Source organism: Lishizhenia tianjinensis, assembly GCF_900116425.1.
GTDB lineage: Bacteria > Bacteroidota > Bacteroidia > Flavobacteriales_D > Crocinitomicaceae > Lishizhenia > Lishizhenia tianjinensis.
The window spans coordinates 216007-241125 of sequence record NZ_FPAS01000003.1 but is presented as its reverse complement, the minus strand read 5'-3'; the positions used below and the strand labels follow the sequence as shown (position 1 = coordinate 241125).

The 25119-nt window shown below is 35.8% G+C and carries 22 protein-coding genes, 1 tRNA gene and 1 pseudogene; 14 read left to right on the top strand and 10 right to left on the bottom strand.

Annotation, left to right across the window (positions count from 1 at the left end; genetic code table 11):
* Nucleotides 1-298: 298 nt before the first annotated feature.
* On the bottom strand, nt 299-940 hold the full coding sequence (locus tag BM327_RS10840) for a sterol desaturase family protein (RefSeq protein ID WP_090249372.1): 642 nt from the start codon (nt 938-940) through the stop codon (nt 299-301).
* 254 nt (nt 941-1194) lie between these two features.
* Between BM327_RS10840 and BM327_RS10835 the strand changes: the two genes are divergently transcribed.
* A complete protein-coding gene (locus BM327_RS10835) occupies nt 1195-1521 on the top strand; it encodes a magnetosome magnetite crystal formation protein family (RefSeq protein WP_090249369.1) in 327 nt (108 codons plus the stop codon).
* 242 nt (nt 1522-1763) lie between these two features.
* Here BM327_RS10835 and BM327_RS10830 read toward each other — a convergent pair whose 3' ends face one another.
* The gene (locus BM327_RS10830) at nt 1764-2069 is read right to left on the bottom strand and encodes an SHOCT domain-containing protein (protein ID WP_090249366.1); all 306 of its coding nucleotides are present in this window, start codon (nt 2067-2069) and stop codon (nt 1764-1766) included.
* 206 nt (nt 2070-2275) lie between these two features.
* Between BM327_RS10830 and BM327_RS10825 the strand changes: the two genes are divergently transcribed.
* The 11 genes from BM327_RS10825 to BM327_RS15790 all read left to right on the top strand — a co-directional run bounded on the left by BM327_RS10825 (nt 2276) and on the right by BM327_RS15790 (nt 14545).
* On the top strand, nt 2276-3217 hold the full coding sequence (locus BM327_RS10825; RefSeq protein ID WP_090249363.1) for a hypothetical protein: 942 nt from the start codon (nt 2276-2278) through the stop codon (nt 3215-3217).
* Nucleotides 3218-3249: 32 nt separating this feature from the next.
* Nucleotides 3250-3459: a hypothetical protein gene (locus BM327_RS15890; protein WP_090249360.1), complete on the top strand. Its 210-nt coding sequence runs from the start codon at nt 3250-3252 to the stop codon at nt 3457-3459.
* A 160-nt stretch (nt 3460-3619) separates the two neighbouring features.
* The gene (hisS, locus tag BM327_RS10815) at nt 3620-5032 is read left to right on the top strand and encodes a histidine--tRNA ligase (RefSeq protein ID WP_090249358.1); all 1413 of its coding nucleotides are present in this window, start codon (nt 3620-3622) and stop codon (nt 5030-5032) included.
* A 1-nt stretch (nt 5033) separates the two neighbouring features.
* On the top strand, nt 5034-6530 hold the full coding sequence (gene hutH, locus BM327_RS10810; protein WP_090249356.1) for a histidine ammonia-lyase: 1497 nt from the start codon (nt 5034-5036) through the stop codon (nt 6528-6530).
* Nucleotides 6515-7033: a hypothetical protein gene (locus BM327_RS10805; RefSeq protein ID WP_090249354.1), complete on the top strand. Its 519-nt coding sequence runs from the start codon at nt 6515-6517 to the stop codon at nt 7031-7033. The genes hutH and BM327_RS10805 overlap by 16 nt, the downstream gene beginning before the upstream one ends.
* 89 nt (nt 7034-7122) lie before the next feature.
* Nucleotides 7123-8943 (top strand): T9SS type A sorting domain-containing protein, encoded by a 1821-nt coding sequence (locus BM327_RS10800; RefSeq protein ID WP_090249351.1) that lies wholly within the window; start codon nt 7123-7125, stop codon nt 8941-8943.
* Nucleotides 8944-8955: 12 nt separating this feature from the next.
* A complete protein-coding gene (locus BM327_RS10795; protein ID WP_090249348.1) occupies nt 8956-10836 on the top strand; it encodes a T9SS type A sorting domain-containing protein in 1881 nt (626 codons plus the stop codon).
* Entirely contained in the window at nt 10837-11100 is a 264-nt protein-coding gene (locus BM327_RS10790; protein WP_090249345.1) for a hypothetical protein, read from the top strand.
* A gap of 2 nt (nt 11101-11102) precedes the next feature.
* The gene (locus BM327_RS10785) at nt 11103-11834 is read left to right on the top strand and encodes a hypothetical protein (RefSeq protein ID WP_139230341.1); all 732 of its coding nucleotides are present in this window, start codon (nt 11103-11105) and stop codon (nt 11832-11834) included.
* A 110-nt stretch (nt 11835-11944) separates the two neighbouring features.
* A complete protein-coding gene (locus BM327_RS10780) occupies nt 11945-13567 on the top strand; it encodes an ABC-F family ATP-binding cassette domain-containing protein (RefSeq protein WP_090249338.1) in 1623 nt (540 codons plus the stop codon).
* 483 nt (nt 13568-14050) lie between these two features.
* A complete protein-coding gene (locus BM327_RS15790) occupies nt 14051-14545 on the top strand; it encodes a transposase (protein ID WP_139230340.1) in 495 nt (164 codons plus the stop codon).
* A gap of 89 nt (nt 14546-14634) precedes the next feature.
* On the opposite strand, the gene BM327_RS10770 is transcribed toward BM327_RS15790, so the two are convergent.
* Complete coding sequence (locus BM327_RS10770; protein ID WP_090249332.1) at nt 14635-15456, bottom strand: mechanosensitive ion channel family protein; 822 nt, start codon at nt 15454-15456, stop codon at nt 14635-14637.
* A gap of 142 nt (nt 15457-15598) precedes the next feature.
* Between BM327_RS10770 and BM327_RS10765 the strand changes: the two genes are divergently transcribed.
* Nucleotides 15599-16360 (top strand): YdcF family protein, encoded by a 762-nt coding sequence (locus BM327_RS10765; RefSeq protein ID WP_090249329.1) that lies wholly within the window; start codon nt 15599-15601, stop codon nt 16358-16360.
* Here BM327_RS10765 and BM327_RS10760 read toward each other — a convergent pair whose 3' ends face one another.
* From BM327_RS10760 to BM327_RS10745, 4 genes are all read right to left on the bottom strand, one after another.
* Nucleotides 16361-17752 (bottom strand): sugar transferase, encoded by a 1392-nt coding sequence (locus tag BM327_RS10760; protein WP_090249326.1) that lies wholly within the window; start codon nt 17750-17752, stop codon nt 16361-16363.
* Nucleotides 17753-17758: 6 nt separating this feature from the next.
* Complete coding sequence (locus BM327_RS10755; protein WP_090249323.1) at nt 17759-18613, bottom strand: hypothetical protein; 855 nt, start codon at nt 18611-18613, stop codon at nt 17759-17761.
* A 129-nt stretch (nt 18614-18742) separates the two neighbouring features.
* A complete protein-coding gene (locus BM327_RS10750) occupies nt 18743-19741 on the bottom strand; it encodes a Gfo/Idh/MocA family protein (RefSeq protein WP_090249320.1) in 999 nt (332 codons plus the stop codon).
* Nucleotides 19742-19822: 81 nt separating this feature from the next.
* A complete protein-coding gene (locus BM327_RS10745; protein WP_090249314.1) occupies nt 19823-20314 on the bottom strand; it encodes a DinB family protein in 492 nt (163 codons plus the stop codon).
* A 142-nt stretch (nt 20315-20456) separates the two neighbouring features.
* Between BM327_RS10745 and BM327_RS10740 the strand changes: the two genes are divergently transcribed.
* Nucleotides 20457-20532, top strand: a tRNA-His gene (locus BM327_RS10740).
* Nucleotides 20533-21264: 732 nt separating this feature from the next.
* On the opposite strand, the pseudogene BM327_RS15940 reads toward BM327_RS10740, so the two are convergent.
* From BM327_RS15940 to BM327_RS10720, 3 genes and pseudogenes are all read right to left on the bottom strand, one after another.
* Nucleotides 21265-22101 (bottom strand): annotated as a pseudogene (locus BM327_RS15940) (recombinase family protein); the annotation flags it as partial.
* Between the two features lie 304 nt (nt 22102-22405).
* A complete protein-coding gene (locus BM327_RS10725) occupies nt 22406-23584 on the bottom strand; it encodes a patatin-like phospholipase family protein (protein WP_090249304.1) in 1179 nt (392 codons plus the stop codon).
* A 36-nt stretch (nt 23585-23620) separates the two neighbouring features.
* Nucleotides 23621-25111: a P-loop NTPase family protein gene (locus BM327_RS10720; protein ID WP_090249302.1), complete on the bottom strand. Its 1491-nt coding sequence runs from the start codon at nt 25109-25111 to the stop codon at nt 23621-23623.
* Nucleotides 25112-25119 lie beyond the last annotated feature (8 nt).

Genomic DNA, 25119 nt, shown 5'->3' with positions numbered 1-25119 from the left:
AATTTCCAATTTCAAATCACCAATTTCCAATTTTATTTTTGGCAAACTCCCAGGCTATCCTTCCAATCTCCCTTCTACAGCTTAAGTACTACAAGCTTTCCCAAAGCTTCTTAGGTCGCTTTGTACAAGCCTGTATTCCTACAGCCGCAGCGCAGTCAATTTCCATCCTATCCCTGTTTGGAAAACCTTAAATCGTTAAATCATGGACGCAAGTCCATCCTTAAATCTTTAAATAAAAAAACTCCGCCTCATCTCTGAAACGGAGCAATTAAAATTATCTTTCTAAAAGTCTAAAAGCCTACTTCACGTCTTCTGCATAAACGGTTCTTCTATTTTTCTCGGGCATGGTTCCAAAAACTCTGTCCCAAAGTGAGGTGCTTACACCAAAAGCTTTATCGTGTTGTTGAAAATGGTGTATGTTATGGTGACGCCACCAGAAATTATACTTTTTAGGAGAGGGACGTTTGTGTACCATGTTGTGTATACTCATGTAAAGGGAGTAACCAATCATAAATCCAGGACCAAAAGCATAGGTAGTTTCTCCTAAGAATAGGTAAAACACCAAGAAAAATAAAGAGGCAATAATCAAAGAAGGAACAGGAGGTAATACTATTCTTCCTTCATCATTGGGGTATTCGTGGTGTATACCGTGAAACATGTACTGGAAACCACTGCTAAAACTGGCATCCTTGATTTTGTGGTACAGGAAACGGTGCATGAAATACTCTGCCAACGTCCAACTAAACAACCCTAAAAAGAAGTAGCCAACGGCACTGCCTAGGGTGTGGTGAAGTTCGTTGATAAAGTAATTCATTAAGAAGTAAGCGATAACGCTGTACATACTGAAAATGAGTAGTGGGTGTGACCAAGTCAGTAATTCCAAGAAATTATTACTGAAGAGTCTCGGTGATTTTTTGTTGGGAAAAATCTTGACATTCATAATAAACGCTTGTTTAATTTAGTTGCCTAAAAGTATTCATCATGCATAATAAATGCTAGCTAAAAAACTTCTCGCAGGCGACATAAAATTATTTTACTTAAAAGGTAGTTAAAAATGGCATTTAAAAAAAATTGCAGTACTGTAACTTTAAAAAATGATTTGCGTAGAAGTATTCTAACGGATCAGTTATTAACTTCTACAGGTTAATATTGGAGCTCTCTTTCGCAGAGGGCTCTTTTTTTAAATTGCAGGTCATGGAAAAGAATAAACTGCCCTCCATTATTACCTATATAACCTTCATAGGTTTCGTAGTTGCCTTAGTACTAAACAATGATAAACAAGGTGATGATAAGCGTTTCAATGCTTTTCACCTGCGCCAGTCATTAGGTATTTTTATCATCATGGCTGTTGTGAGTACCTTACTACAAATTTTACATTTATACACCATTAGCGGACTCTTTAATCTCTTGTGTTTTATCGTAATTATTTTACAAATTGTAGGAGCGGCCAATGAGGAGTATAAGTATGTACCTTATATAGGAAAGAAAATAGACCAGACTTTTGGAAGATTGTTTGAGTAAATTTGAAATTAGATATTAGATATTAGAAATTTGAAATTGGAGATTTGAAATTTGAAATTGATTTTCTTGAAGTTTAGAAAAGTATATAAAGGTTATTACTGATAGGTAGAAGCCTTTTTTTTCTGTTACAGCCTTTTTAACTAGATTAAGTTTTTAGATTTAATGAAAAAAGTAAAAACAAAAGCCGATATTTTTTTAATATCGGCAATTACTTATTAATATTTGGTATTCTATTTCTTTGATTATATGGAAAGTGCTTTTTTTCTCATTGCAGTGTACTCCTCTTCCGAAATAGTACCTTTCTTTTTAAGGGTTTCTAATTCTGCAAGTTTATCAGAAATAGAGTCTTTTTTGTTATTGTCTAAAATTGCTTTTTGAAAATCCCTATCACTTTTTCTTTGAGAAACTAATGCCACAATGAATCCAATGAGAGGTGAAAGGAATAGGGAGAGTAAAAATGATCCCCAAAATCCAATTCTTCTACTTTTACCTATAGCTCCTACAATCAAACATAGGATAAACCATCCTGCTAGTACTAATATTCCCATAACGTGTTTTGAACCAAACCTACAAAAACGGTTCAAATGAAACTTATTAACGAAAGATTTAAGGGGGAAACTCCCCTGAAATAAGTTAGGTAAAAACCGCAGAACTCAATTGTTTGATATTTTCTGTGGATTTCCTGTGCACAACTTGAACCTTCGGAATTGCGATTGTTTAGAAATGTGCAGTAATTTGGTTGGAAACTTAATCTATGGAAGATTATAAAATGTTTAATAACGCTATTTATATTCTTGAATCTCTAGATCTTTATGATGTAAAAAATGGAGAGCGATTAAAAGATGAGCTGAAATATTTTGATTTTGAAATGAATTTAAAAAAAGAAGATAAATTCTATAAAGAAATAACATTTCATCGAATCACTAGTGTAAAACAATTGCTCAAGACATTAAATGACATAGCAGTAGAATGCTTTCAAAATAATTATGCTCCTGCCATACATTTTGAGTTTCATGGGTGTAAAGAGGGGATACAGGTATATCCTTCAAAGGAAATTATAAAATGGGAAATTCTATGTAAGGAACTTGCAAAGATTAATATGGTTGCCCAGCGAAATTTAATTGTAACTTTAGCTACGTGCTACGGTGCTTTTTTATCGCCTATTTTGTGGCAATTTTACGAAAGTGACAAGCGGATGCCTTTTGAACTTTGTGTTGGTCCAGGTGATGAAGTTTTTCCTACGGAAATATATAACTCTAGCTTATCATTTTACAAAACCTTGTACAAGGAAAAAAGTATGCATTTGGCAATGGTAGCAGCAAAAAAGGAAGTTGAAATAGTTACAATTTCCACCTCTGGAGTATTCTTGAAACTTCTTCATGATTCATACTTTGAATTAATGAAAAGTGCAAAGAAATTGTCAGAGAAAAGAGAGGTATTCTTAGATTTATCAATAAGGAGGGTTTTTCCTAAATTAAACTATGAAAACACATTAGATTACAAGCCATTCGAAAGAAAATTTGAAGACTACTTAAGATATAATAACATAATTCACTACAGAGGAATTAAAAAGAAAATAAATCACTATCTATTATTAGATATATACCCGAATCTAAGACAGAGAAATGAATCTCTATTTAAAGAAATTAGGCATTTTTCCGAGTTCCAAAATTCAGTTCCGCAATTCTTAGAATAAACTCCATTAACTTCTAAGCATCTCTAAAACTTATGCGGTTTCAATTTGCAGGTGTAGAAAGAGAAGTAGGTTTTATAGGGGGGAACTATCTACTCCCTACTCACACTCAATACTGTTATTGGGGCTGGGCTTTTGAATGCTTTGTTGGAGAGCGACCTTGTGAAGCTTTGCAAGAAAGGAATGAAAAACCATGTCACCAAGAACGCAGTAAAGCGAATAGCGCGCCCGGACAGCCGGCATAAATTCAAAATTCAAAATTCAAAATTCAAAATTTAAAATTCAAAGTTCAGGAGAAATAAAGTAGGTTGAGTTTGACCAATGGTTATAAATTTCTAAAAGTCTAAGTGTCTAAGTGTCTAAAAGTCTCCGTTACATTCTTATTTTTGCCACAAAAAAACGAGCATGGCACAGAAACCTTCTATTCCAAAAGGGACAAGAGACTTTTTACCCGCAGAGGTAGAGAAGAGAAATTACATTTTTAACACCATTTCAACGGTATTTAAAAAGTTTGGTTTTGCACCTATAGAAACACCGAGTTTTGAGAATTCATCAACCTTGATGGGGAAATACGGTGAGGAAGGTGATAAATTAATGTTCCAGATTTTAAGGTCGGGGAACTATTTATCAAAATTAAACGAAGGTGAAGTATCACCAATGTTAACCAACAATGTGTTGGATCAATTGCCTTTGGAAGAAAGGGTGAATTTGAACAAAATAACAGGAAAGATAGCCGAGAAGGCATTGCGTTATGACTTAACTGTACCCTTTGCTCGTTTCGTGGTACAGCATCAAAACGACCTTTCATTTCCGTTCAAGCGTTACCAAATTCAACCGGTTTGGAGAGCGGATAGACCACAGCACGGACGTTACCAAGAATTCACACAATGTGATGCCGATGTGGTAGGTTCTGAATCTTTATTGTACGAAGTAGAATTGGTACAAATCTTTGATGAGGTGTTGACCAATTTGAATATTCCAGATTTCAGTATCAAGATCAATAACCGTAAAATACTTTCTGGTATTGCTGAGATTACGGGTCAAGAAGATAAAATTATAGACATCACCGTTGCCATAGATAAATTGGACAAGGTAGGTGAAGAAGGTGTGATTAAAGAATTGCGTGAGAAGGAGATTCCGGAAGAAGCAATAGAAAAAATCAAACCTTTGTTCGCCATGAACGGTGATAATGCAAGCATCATGGCAGAAATGCGTGAGATGTTGGCAAGTAGCGAAGTTGGTTTAAAAGGAATTGACGAGTTAGAGTACGTGTTTGATATGGTGGATGCCGTAGGTTTACAGCGTGCTAAATTAGAATTCGATGTTACTTTGGCTAGAGGATTGAACTACTACACAGGTGCTATTTTCGAGGTGAAAGCCAATGGAGTGAAAATGGGATCTATCTGTGGAGGTGGTCGTTACGACGACTTGACAGCTTTGTTTGGAATGAAGGACATGTCGGGCGTGGGTATCTCTTTCGGAGCCGATAGAATTTACGACGTGTTGAATACCTTGGAATTGTTCCCAGCGAGCATAACCAAAGGACTTTCTGTATTGTTCATCAACTTTGGAGAGGCGGAAGCGAAGCACTGCTTTAAGTTGGTTTCACAATTAAGACAAGCTGGGATAGATGCAGAGTTGTATCCATCATCAGCTAAAATGAAAAAGCAAATGAAGTACGCCAACGACAGAGGTGTGCAGCACGTTGCCATGGTAGGGTCTCAAGAAATAGAGAAAGGAATTGTTCAACTGAAAAACATGGAAACAGGAGAACAACAAGAGTTAGACATTAATCAATTGATAGAAAAATTAAAATAAGATGGTTCATATTTTAAATAACCAAGAACTTACGATAGAAGAAGTAATTGCTTTAGCAGAAGGAAATGTTAAGGTTGAATTAGGTGAAGATGCAAAGGCTGCTATTTTAAAATGTAGAGCCTACTTAGACAATAAAGTAGCAGAAGGGAAGGAAATTATTTATGGTATTAACACAGGGTTTGGTTCTTTGTGTGATACGGTGATTTCTGCGGATAAATTAGAGCAATTACAGGTAAACCTTGTACGTTCTCACGCTTGTGGAACGGGAGAAGAAGTACCTCAAGAGATCGTGAAATTGATGTTGATCTTAAAAGCGATGGGCTTATCTCATGGTAATTCTGGAGCGCAATTAGAAACAATAGAAAGGTTGTTGTTCTTCTTTAACAACAATATAATTCCCCAAGTCTACCAACAAGGTTCATTAGGTGCATCTGGAGATTTGGCACCTTTGGCACATATTGCTTTGGCTATTATTGGAGAAGGAAAGGTTTACCACAACGGTGAATTGAAAGATACAGCTGAGGTAAACAAAGCGTTCGGTTTAGAAGGAATAGAGTTGAAATCTAAAGAAGGATTGGCTTTATTGAATGGTACACAGTTTATGAGTGCTTACGGTACGTATTGTGTAAACAAGGCCGAAGATATTTTTGAAAAAGCCTTGAAAATTGCTGCTATTTCTTTGGAAGGGTATGATGGACGTATAGAGCCATTTGGTTCTGAGGTAAATGAAATCAGAAATCAAATTGGTCAAATTCGTGTGGGGCAAATCATGACAGATTTGTTGCAAGGTTCTGAGATCATAGCGCAAGAAAAGGCACACGTACAAGATCCTTACTGTTTTAGATGTACACCGCAAGTTTTAGGAGCAAGTTGGGATACAATTCAGCATGCTAAAAATGTTGTGACAAGAGAAATCAATGCCGTAACGGATAACCCAACCATTTTCGTTGATGAAGATAAGGTGGTTTCTGCGGGTAATTTCCACGGTCAGCCTTTGGCATTAATTTTAGATTTCTTAGCAATAGCTTTGGCGGAGATAGGAAGTATTTCTGAGCGTAGATCTTACAAATTAAACTCGGGTACACGTAGCTTACCAGCTTTCTTGGTAGCTAACCCAGGGTTGAATTCAGGATTAATGATTTCTCAATATACAGCGGCATCTATTGTTTCTCAGAACAAACAATTGTGTACGCCAGCATCTGTAGATACAATTGATTCATCTAACGGACAAGAAGACCACGTAAGTATGGGGGCCAATGCTGCAACGAAGTTACACCGTGTTGTAGAGAATGTATACCAAATTTTAGGAATAGAAATGGTACATGCCACGCAAGCGATTGAATTTAGAAAGCCTTTACAAACGAGTTCTGTGCTTCAAAATATTATTACTAATTTCAGGGCAGAAATTCCGTTTATTGAAGAAGATAGAAACCTTGGTGCGGAATTAAGAAAAAGTAAAGACCTAGTAAAAGCTACTGAAATATGGAACCAGAAATAATAGAACATTACGAAGAACAAAAGGATAGACCGCCTTTTTTAATTGTATTGTTAGTATTAACGGCTTTAAATTTAGTTTCGAGTTTATACAATTCTGTTACCGGCTTGTTGAGTGAAAAGCCCGTAGTGGATAGAGAGCAAACACTCGGACCAGAATTTGAAGAGGCAAGAGATGAAATCGCTACGCAAGAAGGAGGAGAAGAAGCCTTGGAAATGTTAGATGGTGTTTTGAACCATTTCTTTTACTTGATGACCGAAGGTTATTATGCCAATTTAATATTACAAATCATAACCGTTTTGGTTGGTGTATTGGCTGTTGTGCTTTTGTTTAAAATGAAGAAATTAGGTTTCCACGTTTATCTTATCTATACCTTATTAGGTGTGTTTGGATTTTATTTAATCATGCCAGCAGCTGCAGTATCGGGGATAATTATTTTTGCCTTTGCAGTAATGGGAGGAATCATGGCCTTGCTTTATGCCATTAATTTTAAGCATTTGAAATAAAAAATAAACTTTATGTTAAAAAAGGGAAGTGTTGTCAACGCTTCCCTTTTTTTATGCGTTCTTGTTGGTAAGAATTAAAACCACCCCTTATGAAAAGAATTTTTACCCTTTTGTTTTTACTTGTAAGCTATGTTACAAGTGCGCAAGAACTAGCACCAAACATTAAAAGTTTGGCTAAAAATCATTTGCTCACAGTAAATAGTCAATGGACTTACTTTAGCAAGGATATACCTGCAGAAGAAGTCGTTTTTGACAATGACATAGACCGTATCGCTTATCATTTGCAAACTGTTTGCCGTCTTTTGAATGCTCAGAACACAGAACATTTGTCAGCCCCACAATTGGAAAACAGAAACAACACGATTTCTATTTTAGAGGGATATGCAGCGCGCAAAGTTTTTCCAACCAATCATTATCATACTAAAAGACAACCTTATTTTATAGATAACTATGGAGTACACTGTGCCGTTGGTTATTTGGTAAAGGAAACAGGGTTTCCTGAAATTTCAAAAGAAATAGCACGCACACAGAATTATGCCTATGTAAAAGAAATCCAATCAGAAGCTTTGTTACAATGGGCCAAGGACTATGGGTTTAGTGTACAAGAATTGGCGTTGATACAGCCTACATATCCGAGTGAGAATTATTCAGCTCGATTAGGGAATGCACCGAATGGAGAGGTGAAAGATTTAAAAACTTCTAATAACAAAATGGCTGTAGTTGGAAGCTTTTCAGAAGTTGAAAATGGAGCTTGTGCAAATATTGCCTATTACGAAAATGGAGTTTATACGTGTTTTGGAAATGGTATTGAAGGAGATGCTAAAGGGATAATTCATTATGACGGAAATAGTGATTTATTGATTGTTTACGGAGAATTTATTTCCAATGGAATTACTTATCCGGTGGCAAAATTTGAGAATGATACCTGGAGTTTTTTGGCTATTCCAAACCGATCTAATCGAATTGCTATGGCAGGTTCTAGAACGGATGGAGCCGATGGATTTAGAGTTTCAATTGAAGTAAAGGAGCAGGAACATAGCCAAGAGGTTTATTCTTATTCTCACGAAGATGGTTGGGAGATTGAGGCGAAGGTTTTTGGAGAAATCAATACACTTGATTATGGTGCTTTCGGTGGAGATTTTGATTTCATTTATGTACATGAATTGGGGCATGCAGTTTATTCCAAAGGGTTATTAATACCTGATGAAGAGAGCTCTAATTATCATACCTTTGAAAATGGTTTACCTAGTTCAATTCATTGTCTTGAATTGGTGAATCAGGAAATGTACATAGGTGGTATGCATTATAGAAATGCTGTAGATAATAATCCAATATTGTGTAAGTTTTCTAATGGGAACTTAAGTACTCTTATAAACTTAACATCGTTATCAGATACCTTCGGGCTTATAACATATGAATTTATTAACGATATAAAAGTTGTAGATGACCAACTTTATTTTGGAGGATATTTACATTCAAAAGATGAGTTTATCGGTTATCAAAGGCATTTTTTTAGTTATGACCTTAATACGAATGAATTTACATGTCAGAATGGGTTTAATTACCTTGTCTGTTGCATAGAAGTTTACAATGGAGAAATGGTTATTGGAGGAAAATTTTATCATTATTTAGTGAAATGGGATAATTATCAATATGTTGGGGTAGAGCATGAAGATAATATGTACTTATTTACTTTTCCTAATCCAATTAGTCAAGGTAGTAAATTAACCCTTGAAATTCCAACACAAGAAAATATTGAGAGAATTTCAATTGTTGATATGAAAGGAAGTCGAACTAGTTTACCTACAACACTTGAACTTACCTTACCTGTTCTAAGTGAAGGAACGTACCTATTAGAAGTGAAATTGAAATCAGGAAACACACTTCGAGAAAAATTAATTATTCAATAAAAACCACTACTTATGAAAAGAATGTTTACCCTATTATTTGTACTTATAACTTGTGTTGTAAGCGCACAAGAACTAGCTCCAACTGTAACAAGTTTTGCGAAAAATCACTTACTTACTGTAAATAGCCAATGGACGTATTTTAGCGATTACCTTCCTAAGGAAGAAGTCGCTTTTACCAATGATACAGATCGTATCTCTTATCATTTGGAGAATGTTTGCCGTCTTTTGAAAGTTCAGAACACAGAACATTTGTCAGCAGAGCAATTGAAAAACAGAAACAACACAATTTCCATATTAGAAGGATATGCAGCACGCAAGGTGTTTCCAACCAATCTTTATCATACAAAAAGACAGCCTTATTTTATAGATAACTACGAAGTACACTGTGCAGTTGGTTATTTGGTAAAGGAAACAGGGTTTCCTGAAATTTCTAAGGAAATAGCTCGTACACAGAATTATGCCTATGTAAAAGAAATCCAATCAGAAGCTTTGTTGCAATGGGCCAAGGACTATGGGTTTAGTGTACAAGAATTGGCATTGATACAGCCGGGATATGCGCCAAGGACAGAGATGTCTAAACTGGGAGAAGGTACAAACGGAGAAGTCGTAGATTTACATATTGATGAACTTGCTCCAAACGATTTGGTTATAGCGGGTAATTTTACAGAATTAAACAATCAACCTTGTTTAAATATAGGAGTTTACGCTGATGATAATTTTTCTTGTTTTGGAAATGGTATTTCAGGCGAGGTGAAAGGAGTATTAAAATACAGTAAATATGATGGAGGAGTAAACTTGCTTATTTACGGAGATTTTGTTGAGAATGGTATCCATTATCCCATGGCCTCCTTCAACGATGGAACATGGAGTTATATAGAAATTTCACAACGTCCAAATCATGGTGCGAAGGTTGGAATTGATGACTATTCTAGGTATATAGGAATTGCTGTTGAAAATGAGTTACATAACTACGAGGTATACCAGTATTACGCGCAGAGTTACCATTTGAGAGCTAAAATATATGGCGAATTAAATTGTATTAGGGAGTCTTACACTCCAACTCTCCCTCATTTTGGTGGTGATTTTGATTCTGTTTATATAGTGGCTCATGATTCAATGTATCATGCAAACAATGTTCTATTGTGGGTGGGGTCTTATGTGTCACCAATGGATTTAAATATAGATGAAGTGCATGTAATCAAAGATGATTTGAATGCAATTTACATTGGTGGTAAAACTATTGTAGATCCTAACGGTGACCATGATGAAGTATTTATTACAAGGTATATGAATGGTAGTTGTCAACCTATTGTAAATGGTTCATATCTAATGTCTATGACTCAATTGTATCCTTATCAATCCACTTTCAAGGATTTGAAAATCATAGGTAACTATTTATATGCATCAGGAGATGTTGAGCTAGATGGAAGCTGGGAACAAAATAGTGGTAGAGGACTTGTGCGGTTGAATTTAATTAATGGTCAGATGCAATTCGTAACTAGAATAAATGGAGTGGCCAATGAGCTTGTAGAATTTAATGGTAATCTGATTTTGGCGGGGGATTATACTCAGAATTTCAGTAATACGAGTAATCATACGCAGGATATTCCAAATATTGGAGTTGTTCAAGAAGCATATGCAAGCGTGGATAAATTAGATGACTTTCAATTAATCATTTATCCAAACCCAGTTGAAAGAAATTCAACAATTCACATTGAGCTACCAGAAACTGTAACGCTTTCTTCTTTGCATATTATAGATATGAAAGGAAGTTCCACTGAATTAGCTGTAAGTAAAGAAATTCAATTGCCAAATTTGACTTCAGGTACATACGTTCTTGTAGTTCAAACAACAGATGGAACTCTTTATCGAGAAAAACTAATTGTTCAATAAATGAAAAACTACTTTGCTTTTTTGGTCTCACTCCTTGGGGTGGGACCTTTTTTGTTGGGGCAATATCAAGTTCGAGAAAAACTCTTTGTAGAAAAAGGAGATGTTTTCTTATTCGAAAATAAAGTTGTTTTTGATGGCTTAATAAAAGACAGTACTTGTTTTATAACAGAATATGAAATAAAGCAATTCATGGACTTACATGCTTATGCCAGCTTTGAGATAAGCTACCACACAGACAGCAGAGGTAGTGAGGGGGGAATTTAAGATTGAGTGAAAAGAGAGCGACGAATCTTTATTCTTTTCTAATTGAACATGGGGTAGATAGTACTCGTGTGTATTGTAAAGGAGAAGGAGAGAATGAGCCCGTTTATTTTAAGTGGGGAAATGACTCTATGCCGTATGTACCGTATAGTTTGGAAGAGGGGTCTTTCACTCGAGCTACGGAGCTGTATATTAATCAATTTAAAAGGAAAGATGCTCAAATCTTTGAGCGTTTGCATCAACTGAATAGAAGAATAGAGCTGAGCGTAGTAGCTGTAGATTCTTTATACATAGAAAATAAATTGCTCCATGAATTGCGATATGCAGCTGTGTTTGATAGCCTAGAAATACTTCGTAAAAGGTTACTTTTTCCACTACAAGGAGCATGTGTTTTTAATGTCTACTGTGCATCTCTAGGGAAAGAAGAGTGTGAAAAGTATACAGAAAAATATGGTGAAATAATCATAGATTCTGTATGGAGAACTTCGATTGACCTTGAGGATATTATAAGAAAGGACATGTTTAAACTTCTCCAAAAAGGACCTTATGAAAATGAGTTAGGGAGGTATTCTTTTAGTTCTGAATTTTTAAGTAAGCAAACTACCTCAAATAATCCTTACGTTTTGATTTCCTTATGTTTTACTTCCAAAAATGATATGGAGCATTTTACCTATTTGTTGTATTATTCTAAAGTTGGAAATACCTATAAATTGGAAAGAATAAATTGTTCGAGTTGAGATTGCTAAGATGTATTTGTAAAGGAAAAGATAGAAATCCTACATTATCACTTCTTAATGCTTCATTCTGAATTAGAAACCCTATCTTTGCGCCAAATTTTATAGTACACATGATTACAGTAAGCAATTTAACACTTCAGTTTGGTAAACGCGTTTTATTTGATGAGGTAAATCTAAAGTTCTTAAATGGAAACTGTTACGGAGTAATAGGTGCCAATGGAGCAGGAAAATCTACCTTCCTAAAAATATTAACGGGAGATCAAGATGCAAACAAAGGTAGGGTGGATTTAGAGCCAGGTAAACGTATGGCTGTTTTGAAGCAGGATCACTTTGAGTTTGATGAATACGAAGTATTGCAAACCGTAATTATGGGGCACAAGCGTTTGTTTGATATCATGACAGAAAAGGATGCATTATATGCAAAACCTGATTTTAGTGATGAAGATGGAATGCGTGCTTCTGAATTAGAAGGTGAGTTTGCAGACATGGAAGGATGGAATGCCGAAACAGATGCAGCTACTTTACTTTCTAACTTAGGGATAGATGAGTCGAAACACTACGTAAAAATGGAAGACTTATCGAACGAATTGAAAGTACGTGTTTTGTTAGCTCAAGCTTTGTTCGGTAACCCAGATGTATTGATTCTGGATGAGCCTACCAACGATTTGGATTTGAAAACAATCTCTTGGTTAGAGGACTTCCTATTAGATTTTAAGAACACGGTAATCGTTGTATCTCACGACCGTCACTTCTTGGATACTGTTTGTACGCACATCTGTGATATAGACTACGGAAAAATCAATTTGTTTACAGGTAACTACACCTTCTGGTACCAATCTTCTCAGTTGGCAGCGCGTCAGAGAGCAGATAAAAACAAGAAGGCTGAAGAGAAGAAGAAAGAATTACAAGAATTTATTTCTCGTTTCTCTGCGAATGCTTCTAAATCTAAGCAAGCTACAAGTAGACGTAAGTTATTAGATAAATTAGACTTGGATGAAATTCAACCTTCATCTAGAAGATATCCAGCCATCATTTTCGAACAAGAAAGAGAAGCTGGAGATCAAATTTTACATATAGAGGGATTGGCGAAGACCATAGATGGTCAGCAATTATTCAAAAACTTGAACGTGAATGTTCAACGTGGAGATAAGATTGCTTTCATTTCTAAAAACTCCTTGGCATTAACAGCCTTGTTTGAGATTTTAAATGGTAAGATGGAAGCAGATGCGGGAGAGTTTAACTACGGAACAACTATTTCTACAGCTTATTTACCCAACGAAAACCACGACTTTTTCCAATCCAAAGAAAGCTTGGTAGATTGGTTGAGAAACTACGCCATGACGGATGAAGAAAAAGATGAGGTTTACATTAGAGGATTCTTAGGGAAAATGTTGTTCTCTGGAGAGGAAGCTATGAAGAGCTCAAATGTATTATCAGGAGGTGAGAAAGTACGTTGTATGTTGTCAAGAATGATGTTAGCGAAAGCCAACTTATTAATGATGGATGAGCCAACCAACCACTTGGACTTGGAATCGATTACAGCTTTGAACAACGGTATGAACGATTTCGGTGGAACGATTTTGTTCACATCACATGACCACGAGTTGGTAAATACAGTTGCAACAAGAATTATAGAAATTACGCCGAATGGTTACATCGATAAGATGATGCCTTACGATGAGTATTTGAAGGATGAAAAGATTGCTCAATTGCAGGTAGAGATGTATGCATAGGGGGGTAAAATGAAATAGAAAGAAGAAAGTGCTGACCAGAGGGTTGGCACTTTTTTTTGTGCCTTATTTAGTTGAAAAAAGTTGATAGGGCGCAATTGTGACTGTTTTTGGAATTGGTTTGAGTTTTTCGTAACTTATTCTCAATCAACCTAAAATAATATGTTACCATCTAAATTTTATGCTGAGTTTAACTCAGAGGAAAAAGCTATCGAATATTTTAAGTCTGCCTACCAAAAGAAAATCACATCCTGTAAACATTGTAAGCAAGCTAAATTGCGTTGGAGTGATAGAAGAGTAGGATGGAAATGCTCATCTTGTAGTAAATTTCATTCTCTCAAGTCACTTACTTTTATAAAGGACAGTAATTTGTCTTTACTTACCTGGTTAGAAGTGATTTATTTACTTACGGAAACAAAGAAAACATTGTCAATTTGCGAGATTACTCGACTGATCAAGATTAACAGATATAAAACGGTATTTTATATGGTGCAGAAAATCAGAAAAGTAATGGGAGAAGTTAATCTGAAGGCATATTTTTCTAAAAGAAGTGCCATTGAAGTGGGTATAGAAAAGGAATGTGATTACTTCAGTGTTTTTTATGGAAAACAGGTGGCTGGAGGTTTGGATTTTATTCGTTTAGAAATTCCACAATACCTTCACAATAGGTATAGAAGAATGAGTACTGAACTTCGGGGAAAGGAATCTTTTCGGAATAAAAAAATCTTACTTAGCAGGTTTAAGGTATATGAGATTTATCCTAAATATTTGAGAAAATCGATAGAGTCAAGGACCTTGTATAAGAATTGGGAGAGGAAAATTTTATCTAATTTTTTAAGGGAATTAAAAGGTGTTTTTCATCATGTTTCATTTATGTATTTGCAAAATGTTTTAGATGAATATTGTTTTAAGTACAATTTCCGGTATGGTAAAGAAGATAAATTCAGGACCCTGATCCGCATAGCTTCTGAAAGCAGTTAGAATTGCGCCCAACCATAAATATGAAGACATAAAAAAGGCGCAACCCCAAAGCCGCGCCTCCTTATCTCTAATTCTAAAACCTTCCCGTCTTAATTCAACTTGTCCACGTGAACATCCATCTGTGGGAAAGGTATACTTAATCCTTCTGTCTTTTCAAAGGCTTCATATATCTTCTCATTCATGTAAAAATATACATCCCAGTAATCTGGTGTTTTACACCATAACCTTACCGTAATGTTTACCGATGAATCAGCCAATTCTCCTAATCCGTAGAAAGGAGCTGGCTCGTCTATTACCTTATCACACGTAGCTACAACACTTTTTATCGTCTCTACTGCTAGTTGATAACTTTCCCCGTAAGCAATACCGAAAGAAAAGTCAACTCTTCTGTTTTCATTTCTTGTAATGTTGGTAATTGTTCCACTTGCGGTTGGACCATTCGGTAAAAAGATTGTTCTGTTGTCTAATTTTGTTAGGATAGTGTTGAAAATTTGTATCTCCTGAACTGTTCCTGAAACTCCTTGCGCTTCAATGAAATCACCAACCTTGTAAGGTTTAAATACCAAAATCATCACTCCTCCTGCAAAGTTGCTTAGGGTTCCGCTGAAAGCCATACCTACTGCCAAACCTGCCGCACCTAAAATTGCAACAAAAGAAGTCATTTCGAAACCGAGTTGTGTAATGGCTGTAATAAAAACCAAGAGCTTCAATACGATGTTAATCATAGAACGTAAGAAGGTTCTTAAACCTGCATCTACATTTCTTTTCTCCATTAAGGAATTGGACTTTTTAGTGATGAACTTGGTCAACCATAAACCGGCCACTAAAATTATTATTGCAGTAATAATTTGAACACCCCAAGAGATAATTAAAGGGGAATACTTATCGAATACATTTCCTATTTCTGACATATTATGTTTAATTGTTTGGGTATAATAATAAGAAATATCTTTGGGACCAAAAATCTTTAAGGCCTATAATTGATAAGCGTTGGTGATTTTTTATTTTATGTATGACTAATATTTAACCTTAGAATAATACTACTTTGCAAACATGTTTTTCATTCTCTCTAAAATCGTTTATTTCTTCCTCCAACCTTTGGTTTGGGTCATTGTATTGCTTGTGTTAACCATATTGATCAAATCTGTGAAATGGAAGAAACGACTTGGGATTTCCACTGTGGTAATCACGCTCGTATTTTCTAACCCGGCCCTCTTGAAGGTATGTCTACACGGATGGGAAATTCATGCTGTAAAAACAGAAGAATTAAAGGATTACCAGACGGCTATTGTTTTAAGTGGTATGATAGAGTGGGATAGTGATGCCGGTCGGATCAGTTGCAGAAGAGGGATAGATAGACTTTGGCAAACCCTACATTTGTACAAAACTGGCAGGGTGGAAAAAATATTAATTACTGGTGATTCCGGATATGTTTTTGGAAGGGATTTAAGGGAAGCAGAACGACTCAAAAATGAGCTTGTATCCTTTGACTTTCCAAGCGAGGATATTCTCGTTGAAACCCAATCACGCAATACCTATGAAAACGCTTTGTATTCAAAAGACATAATCGATTCTTTAGGTTTAGAAAACTTATTGTTGGTAACCTCTGCCCGACATATGAGAAGAGCCAAAGCGGTTTTTGAAAACCTAAATATACCCGTAGATGTTTTCCCTACAGATCAATACACAGGTAACGATTTGTATCTGTATTGGGATGAATATGTTCTGCCGTCAGGAGAAGCTTTTTCAGGATGGACGGATTTAATAAAAGAAATGGTCGGTTACATCGTGTATGATATAAAAGGGTACATTTAATTATTTCCCTTTGGCTTTAAAAACGATAAGTATAGTGTAAAGCATTATTTTAAAGTCTAAGGCCAATGACATGTTCTTTAAATAAAGCAAGTCATACTTCATACGCTGTATCATTTCATGCACGTTCTCAGCGTAACCGTACTTCACCTGTCCCCAAGAAGTAATTCCTGGTCTAACTTTGTTTAACTGGGTAAATTGAGGCTCTACAACGAGTATTTTATCAATGAAGTATTGACGTTCAGGTCTAGGTCCAACCAAAGACATATCTCCCTTTACAACGTTCCAGAATTGCGGGAATTCATCCAAACGCATTTTTCGCATAATGCGTCCAATTTTAGTGATGCGAGGGTCATGCGAAGAAGAAAGTTGTGGACCAGCTTTTTCGGCATCTATGTACATCGTTCTAAACTTAATGATTTTAAAAGGGATGCCATTTTTACCTATTCTGTCTTGTTTGAAAAAGATAGGACCCTCTGAAGATGTTTTTACAAGAATGGCTAGCGTTATGTATACGGGGGTTAGAAGGATGAGAGCGATACTTGCGCAAATCACATCTATTCCTCTTTTCAAAACGCGCTGCCAAACAGGTAAGATTTCTGAATTGAGTTCAATCAAAGGGGCTCCAAAAATATTGTTCATTTTTACCGATCCCGAAAGAATGTCGTACATATCTGGAATCACCTTGATTTTTAAATCTCTACCTGAAACTTTAGCAATGATTTTTCGAAGTTTCTCGTGCTCTGTAGAATCTAATGCAATGATCACTTCTTCTATGTCTAAATCGGCAATGATTTTATCGAAATCATTGAAATGCCCTAAATAAGGGAGCCTGTCTTCCAAGTTTTTATCTATGCCGTTGAGGTTGACAAAGCCTATAAATTTATTTCCAGAGTTTTGATGATTGAATTTGATCTCATCATGTATGTCTACAGCTTTTTGACTCCCACCAATTAACAAGGTGTTGAATCCTATTTTACCCGCATGTACTTTTTTAACCAAGTTGTTTACGATAATAAATCGAGGAACCAAGGTGTAGAAAAACTGTAAAAGAAATACAGCGCTTATGGATTTATAATAGAGATGATGACCATCTATCTCATCATCCAAAAGAAAAGCAAAGAAGATAACTACCGTACCAACTAGTGTGCTTAATGCCGTTAGACTCAGAATTTTCATTCTATATAAGCGCAAGGGGTTGATGTAGGTACCTAATAAAGCATGAAGGGTAATCCAAAAAGATGGAATTAAAATTACTCCCAGTATAAATTCAGTATTTACAGAAAATGGTGCATCTTCAATTACTGTTTTTCTAAAGAAAAAGAAACTAGCCCAAGCCAATGAGGCCATTAGAAAGTCGGTAGCAACTAATATAGAAGTAAATTTTTTCTGCATGTAGTACTAGTATATCACCTTAATGTTATCTATATAAATGTCTTGATCCCCCACCTTATTTTTAATGGCTCTTAATGCTACACCATAAAAATCTGAGTTGTCGTAGACAGAGAGTAACTCATTTAAATTGAAATAGATCTTTGTCCATTTCGGGTTATCTTGAGCGGCCATAGTTGCAATTGCTTCATCAGTCGTGTTTCCATCTTTAGATTGGATGAAACGAGTACTCAAATCGTGCGTGGTTCTGAAATCAACCTCCATGTAAACAACACGGCCATTCGTTGGCAAAGTTAAAGGAGTGGTAGAATATGCGTAGAATAACGAATCGTCATCTGTCAATTGGATATGACCACAATAGTTACCATAAGCAACAATATTAGGATTGTTAGTAGTTTCTAAACTGGCCAATGAAGCTGTAGACTCTTCTAATTTTAAATTGTTGATGTTTTCAAAATCTTCTATCCAAAAAGTCAGGTCCTCGTAGTACTGTGTTTCAGGAGAAATAGAAGCAGTGTCTCCTTTCGTAAGATTTAAATCTATAGAATAAGGTTCTACCAATGTAAATCTCGATTTCGTAGAACTAATACCGTTGTTCTTAATACCCGGAATAATGATGAAATTATGTTCTCCTTCATCTGCGATAATTGGAATTTTTATCGGTAAAGAAAATACACCTAGAATTTTACCATCCATGTTCACCCAGGCGTCCGTAATGTTTTCGGTTAATTCTCCTTGGTTGGAAGCAAAGGGATTATCGTTGAGCTGAAACTTATCAACTTTTAACCAAAGTGGATCGTCAATTTTTTTAGCGCAACCATTGATAATAAAGGCTGTAAGACAGAGAAATAATAAGTTTTTCATCGTGTATTTTTTAAGAAATCAATCAATTTTCCTCAAAGAAAAGAGAACGCCATAGCATTCACTATTGATTTATTCTTTTTTAACAGACTACAAAAGTGTTAAATATTAGAAAAAGAACGTTATAGAACCTTAAATATTGTTGCTAACAATGTTCCCCGTCATTTTTAATTTTTCTAAAATTTCAGTGGCAACTACTAAGGCATTGTATCCATCTTCTATAGGCACTTTCGGAGTTGTGTTTGTATTGATGGCCACAGCGAAGGTTCTTAATTCTTCCTTAATGGCATTTATTTCTCCTACCTCTGGTTTGTCGAATAAAATCTTTTTATCAGGTTTTCCATTTCCTAATTCCAACACCATGTCAAAAGGTCCTGGTTCTCCCTCTACATTTTCCATCTTAACAACTTCAAGTTCCTTTTCTAAAAAGTCAACGCTGATGTAAGCATCTTTTTGGAAGAAACGAGATTTACGCATGTTCTTCATAGAAATACGAGAGGAAGTAAGGTTGGCAACACATCCATTTTCAAATTCTAATCGAGCATTGGCGATGTCGGGAGTGTCTGACACAACAGCTACACCAGATGCAGAAACACGTTTTACAGGAGAGTTGACCACACTGAGTATGATGTCTAGATCATGTATCATCAAATCCAAAATTACGGGAACATCTGTACCCCTTGGGTTGAATTGCGCCAAACGGTGCGTTTCTATAAACATAGGGTTATTGAAGTGGGGTAGGGCTTCTTGAAAAGCTGGGTTGAAACGTTCAACATGACCAACTTGTACTTTTACATCGGCCTCATGGGCTAAAGCAATCAGTGATTTGGCTTCCTCTACAGTTTCTGTAATGGGCTTTTCTATAAAGACATGCTTAGAATTACGCAATGCATAGGCCGCGCAATCGTAATGCGAGATAGTTGGAGTAACGATGTCTACACAATCCACTTCGGCAATTAATTCCTCTATACTTCCAAAGCGTTTTAAACCATAAGTGTCTATTACCGTTTGAGCATTTTCATCTGAGGGATCATAAAAACCAACGCATTGGTATTCATCCTTCAATTCTAGTATTAATTTGATGTGAATTTTACCAAGGTGACCCGCACCCAAAACTCCTATCTTTAGCATATCTATTTGTGTTTCCTACAAAATTAGCGCTTAAGAAGTATAGTACAAGAAGTTGCTTTGATTGTTATTAACAAGATTTGTTTATAAACCTATGTCTTGATAATAGCCCGTTTGTTTATTGGTGATGATTTTTGTTAAGGTGGTGATTTGACCGGTGTGGTAAGAAAAGTGTTCAAGTACATGCACCAAAACTGAAAATACGTTTTCATCCATTCCCTGAATTTGTTTGGATTGATGTAAATCTTCATCCTTTATACTGTGTAGTACCTCTGTAATTTGAACTTTAAGGTTTTCCATCACAAAGACCAATTCGCTCTTTTTAATGTTTAAATGTTTTTCGAATTCTCTGTCTCTATCCCTATGATCGGCTGCACTTCCTATACCACAAACTATCCATTGTTTTCCGTTTCCGCATAAATGAAGCACTAAAGAACCTATACTCGGTGTGTTTTTATTGGGGGTAAACCACAATTCTTCATCCGATATCATAGAAAGGCATTTAAAAATTCGAGAATATGATTCTACAAAAACACGCCTTTTGAATTCATTTACAATGAGTTCTGAGCTAGTCATAAAGTTTGAATTTTCTTTTTCTCTAATTTAATGAAAAAAAAGCTGAAAAATGTTGTTTATGTAAATCTAAATTTAATATATTTGCACCCGCTAACGGAAGCAAGAAAGGTTACTTGAAAGCTTTGAGATTAGTTCTTTACATGGTGGTTGTAGCTCAGTTGGTTAGAGCGCCGGATTGTGGTTCCGGAGGCCGTGGGTTCGAATCCCATCTTCCACCCTACATGGGGGATTTCACTTAAAAAAGTGGAATCCCCTTTTTTATTTCCCTTCAAAAGCCTTGCTAACTCTGGGATTGGTGAAAAGAAGGTGTTAATTCTAGGAGTTCGAACTCTATCATGCTTCCGATTGTAGATAATTCCCTCTGGAAACAGCATTTCTTGAAAAGCTCGCTTTGTATGCAAATCTCCCTTTTCCCACATTTTCAGGAGGTTTGAGCATATATTTGTGGCAAAATCTATCACTTTTGAGAGGTTCGAACTATTCAGGGTAGTATTGCTGAGTTCTTTTTGAATTTCGTCCTGCTCTTTCTGGAATTTCTTCTTGAATTTCTCATACATATCCTTGTCAATTTCACCTACAACATATCTTTCTTCGATCTTTTCAATCTTGGATAATGTTTCCTGCAAACTCTTTTTTAGAAGTTTCTTTTGATTGAGTTGTTGCTCAAAGAAATTTTCAAATTGTTCCTCTAGTGAAATTTTGATGATCTCTAATTCTTCCTTTGCAATAACAAATGATTCTAGCATCCCTTTAAAAAGACTGTGCATTGCTTTTGCACTTCTATTATTCTTACAACCTCTTGTTCGGCACTTGTAATAGTACAGCCCTTTTCTTTTAGCTAAATAACCTGTGATTGTTCCTTGACAATGGTCACACTTGGTAAATACCTTTAATGGGAGGTTTTCATTATTAGGATCTTTGGTGTAGCCCTGAGAACGGTTTTCTTCTCTAATCCCGTTTACAGTTAGAAACAGATCAACTGGAACCATTGGTTCATGGTGTCCTTTAATTACTTGGTCAGGAATCATTTTACTGGTAATAGCTCCACAATAGAAAGGATTTGAGAAAAGATTGTTCAATCTACGCTCATCAATCTTCATCCCCATCTTTTTGAGCTTTCTGGTTATATCAGCATTAGACATTTTCTTGTAGGCTTTCCATTCAAACGCCTTTCGGAGTAGTTTTCCCTCATCACTAACAACCAATTGTCTTTCGTTTGCTCTACCTCCCTTATTCAAATCAATATATCCTCTTGGTGCTTCCCAGATCCAATATCCTTCTAAAAGCATTTCTTTCATTCCTGCCATGGACTTCTCACGTCTCATTTCGTTATCCATTTGACTGAAAAGGAATAGAATCTTTTGTTGGAACGATCCTGAAGGAGTTGTTGGATCAAGCTCTTGGGTAACTGCTAACGTTATTACCCCATACTTTTTGAGAAGATCATCTGCAATTTGCGCTCCGTTAATTCCAGAACGAGAAAAACGCTCGTAAGAATAAACGATTACATACGTAATATTCTTAGAGCGTTTAACAAAGTTCAACATTCTATTGAACTCCTTTCTATCATCTGTTTTTGCAGATTCGTAAGTACCTCCGAAATAACCTACTACATTGAGATCTCTTTTTCGTGCGTAATTTTCACAATGTTTTTTTTGTGAACCAAGACTGGTATTGTCCTCTTGCTCGGCTGATGATACACGTGTATAGATTACTGCGTTCTTACCATAATTTAAGGGCTTGTCACTTTTTGGTGCGAATTGCTGTAATAAATTCAAATCTTTCATATCTCAAGTATTGTGAAGAAAGCCTTGAACTAGCAGCTATATTCGTTCAGACTTTCTTCAGATTATTATCATGTCTTGTTGACTTCTCCATTTTTTGAGCTTTAAAACTTCGTTTTAAAAATCGCTGCTTTGTGCAGAGATAAAGGATTCTAGGATCAAAATTGTAATTTTCTCTACGTTCTTTATCAACAGAAAATATTGTTCCTCAGTTATGTCCTTGTATTTTGGAATTAGACGTACTTTTTCCAGAGGCATACGTTTCATAAGCCTTTCAGTAGCATTTTTGATCTTATGTTCACTTGGCTTACGCATTGTGAACATCTTTTTTATCGAACGCTAACTGAGCCATTGTACGTCCATGGATCATTCTATTGGCAATTAATTTCTCGTTTGCGACCAAAGAGCTTCCCATATCAATTCCTTTGCTAGGGTTGATAATCACGGCATCAAAATCCTTAATTTGATGTTTGTCGCTTCCAAAAAGAACAATTTCACTATCCCAAGCTTGCGCTTGTTTCACAACATCATTCAACTTAGTAAAATGCTCTACATCATTATTGAACACTTCTGTAATTGCAATCTCATAAACTGATCGAGCTGCAATGGCTGCGATTGATTTTCCTGAATAGTCCTCCACTTTGGGTGTTCCACTATTGCAATTGATTACAATAATCTTGTATTCAGAGTTTGGATCTTGGTTGATTAGCTTAATCACATCTCCTAAAGGCGATACATTTCTTACACCTCCATCAACATTGTTCTTACTGGTGTACACTCCATTCTTTCCATAGAAGGATACCGATTCAACAGGATTCCAGATCATTGGAATTGCCGTTGAAGCTAGTACTCCTTGATGAAAGTCTTTATCTGAATAAAACTCCGAATGCTTAACAGAGTGATATGCTCCAGTATCTAATGAAACGAATCCACACATATAGGTTGTGTCCGTAATTGTTGAGCGATCCAAGTATTTATCTAACTTCTTCGATAATGGCGTGTTATCCGCAATTGACCTGAACTTAGGTAGATTCAATTGGATAGATTTTTCTACTTGCTTTAGGGCGTTCTCTATGATTTTTGCTCTTTGCTTCTTTGAGAATACCAATCCTAACTTCTTGAAGAAGTTTAATTGAATGTTGACTTCAGGAAGTAACTTCTTAACCAGTTTCTTTAGATCAACTTTTAATTTAATCTTATCTGACTTACTGGAAGTATTAATAAACTCGGAAGTATAGATTTCACTTACTCCATTTCTTCCAATCTGATTTACCCATAGATCATTTAACAAGTCAAGTTGATTCATGGCTAACAATGCACCATTCAATGCACCCACACTTACACCTGCAATCAAATCAAACTTCATGGGAGAATCTAATCCGGATATACTTTTCCAGTTCTCATTAATGTAGTTTAATGCTCCTAGTTGGAAAGCTCCATTAAAGCCACCACCAGATAAAACCAATGCAAATTTTTTCTTTTTCATTTTTCAATGTTTTAAAGGATTAATAATGCTTTCAGCCTAGCCGAAAATGTTTACTTCTCCTCCTTGATTGAATCGTCCAAATTGGACTGCCTTGCCTTTTTCTGGTACTTCAATAACCACATCTACATCATGCTGAAATTCATTTCCCCCTCTGAAATTTCCAAGCTTGGTGGTTTGAAATATGTTGATGAATGAAGTATTCGGAAATGATCTGGATAGTTCTTCTAAATCTTCAGGTGCTAACCCTAGTTTGTTTACGCTATCCAAGAACACAAAATCATAATCATTCAAATGTTCTGGTAAATAATCACTCACGTATAAATCAGGATGAGCGACTTTTTTGTCTTTGAGTTTTTGTTGCAATGTGTCGTCAATTCCCTCCTCACGTGCAACATAAAGAACTGTACCATGGTTACGAGCCAAATACCCTGCAAAGTCCACAGCCAGATATGATTTTCCCATTTTTGGTTTACCGAATATCATAGCCTTAAATCCTTTTGATGGATCTCCGATAAGCTTTAACCACTTGCCTTTGAACCCTAATTTGTGAAAGTCCAGGTTTATGATGTCCGTACTACTCATAATTGTATTTCTCGGAACTCTATTTTCTTCTATTCCGTTGAGCATTTCACATTCGCAACCCTCAACAATCCCTTGAAGTCCGTTGAGTTCTTTTGATGAAACAATCAACTGTCCTTGTGCAGGATTCTTTTTTACAAACGATTTTAATGTTGACATAATCTGATCCACTTGTGACCAGTATTTATCTTTTTTAGTCAACTTGTTTGTATTAATCGCTCTTGCAATTCGGTTGTAGAGATTCTTTGCTTTATTATTCGGAATAAGCTTTCCTTGAAGATTGATATAGCTCTTAATGAACTTTACAGATCTTAACTCAGCTTGTTTTCCCACTAAGGTTAAATAGTGAGACCTTTTCTTATCGGACAACTCAATTTTAATACTATCATTTGCAGACTTGAATTTCCCCATCAGATTAATTAAACTGTCTTGTATCTCCATAATCTCTTTCGCTTGTGGAGATGTTTTTCGGATACGTTTTTCGGTAATCGCTCTTTGCAAAGCAATAATGAATAGCCTGATTTGATTTTGAGTTTTTACCTTATCGTGCATTAATGCAAATCGCTTAATCAGTTTTAGTTCTGGACTGATCAATTCAACTTTATCCGCTTTTTGATAGGCTTCTTCTCGTTTGCTCAATTTGGAAGTTCTACTACTTGAAGTAGTTGTTTTTCTTCTGGTAATTGGTTTTCTGGTAGTCTGTTTCGATTTTGTAGCGGTGAGTTTAGTTTTCGTTTCCTTTGGCTTATTTGACTTAACAAACTCGTTTAACTTAGATAAATACAAGTCAACCGTCTTTTTAATTGAATCGCTTGAATGATAAGCATCCCATGATGCTCCATCTTGTGTTACCTTATCTACAAATGACCATCCCTTTTTCAAAGTTTCTGGCAATGATGAAAGTTGTAACGACTTCTTCTCTGTATAATAATTTGTTATTGTAATCATGGCGTACT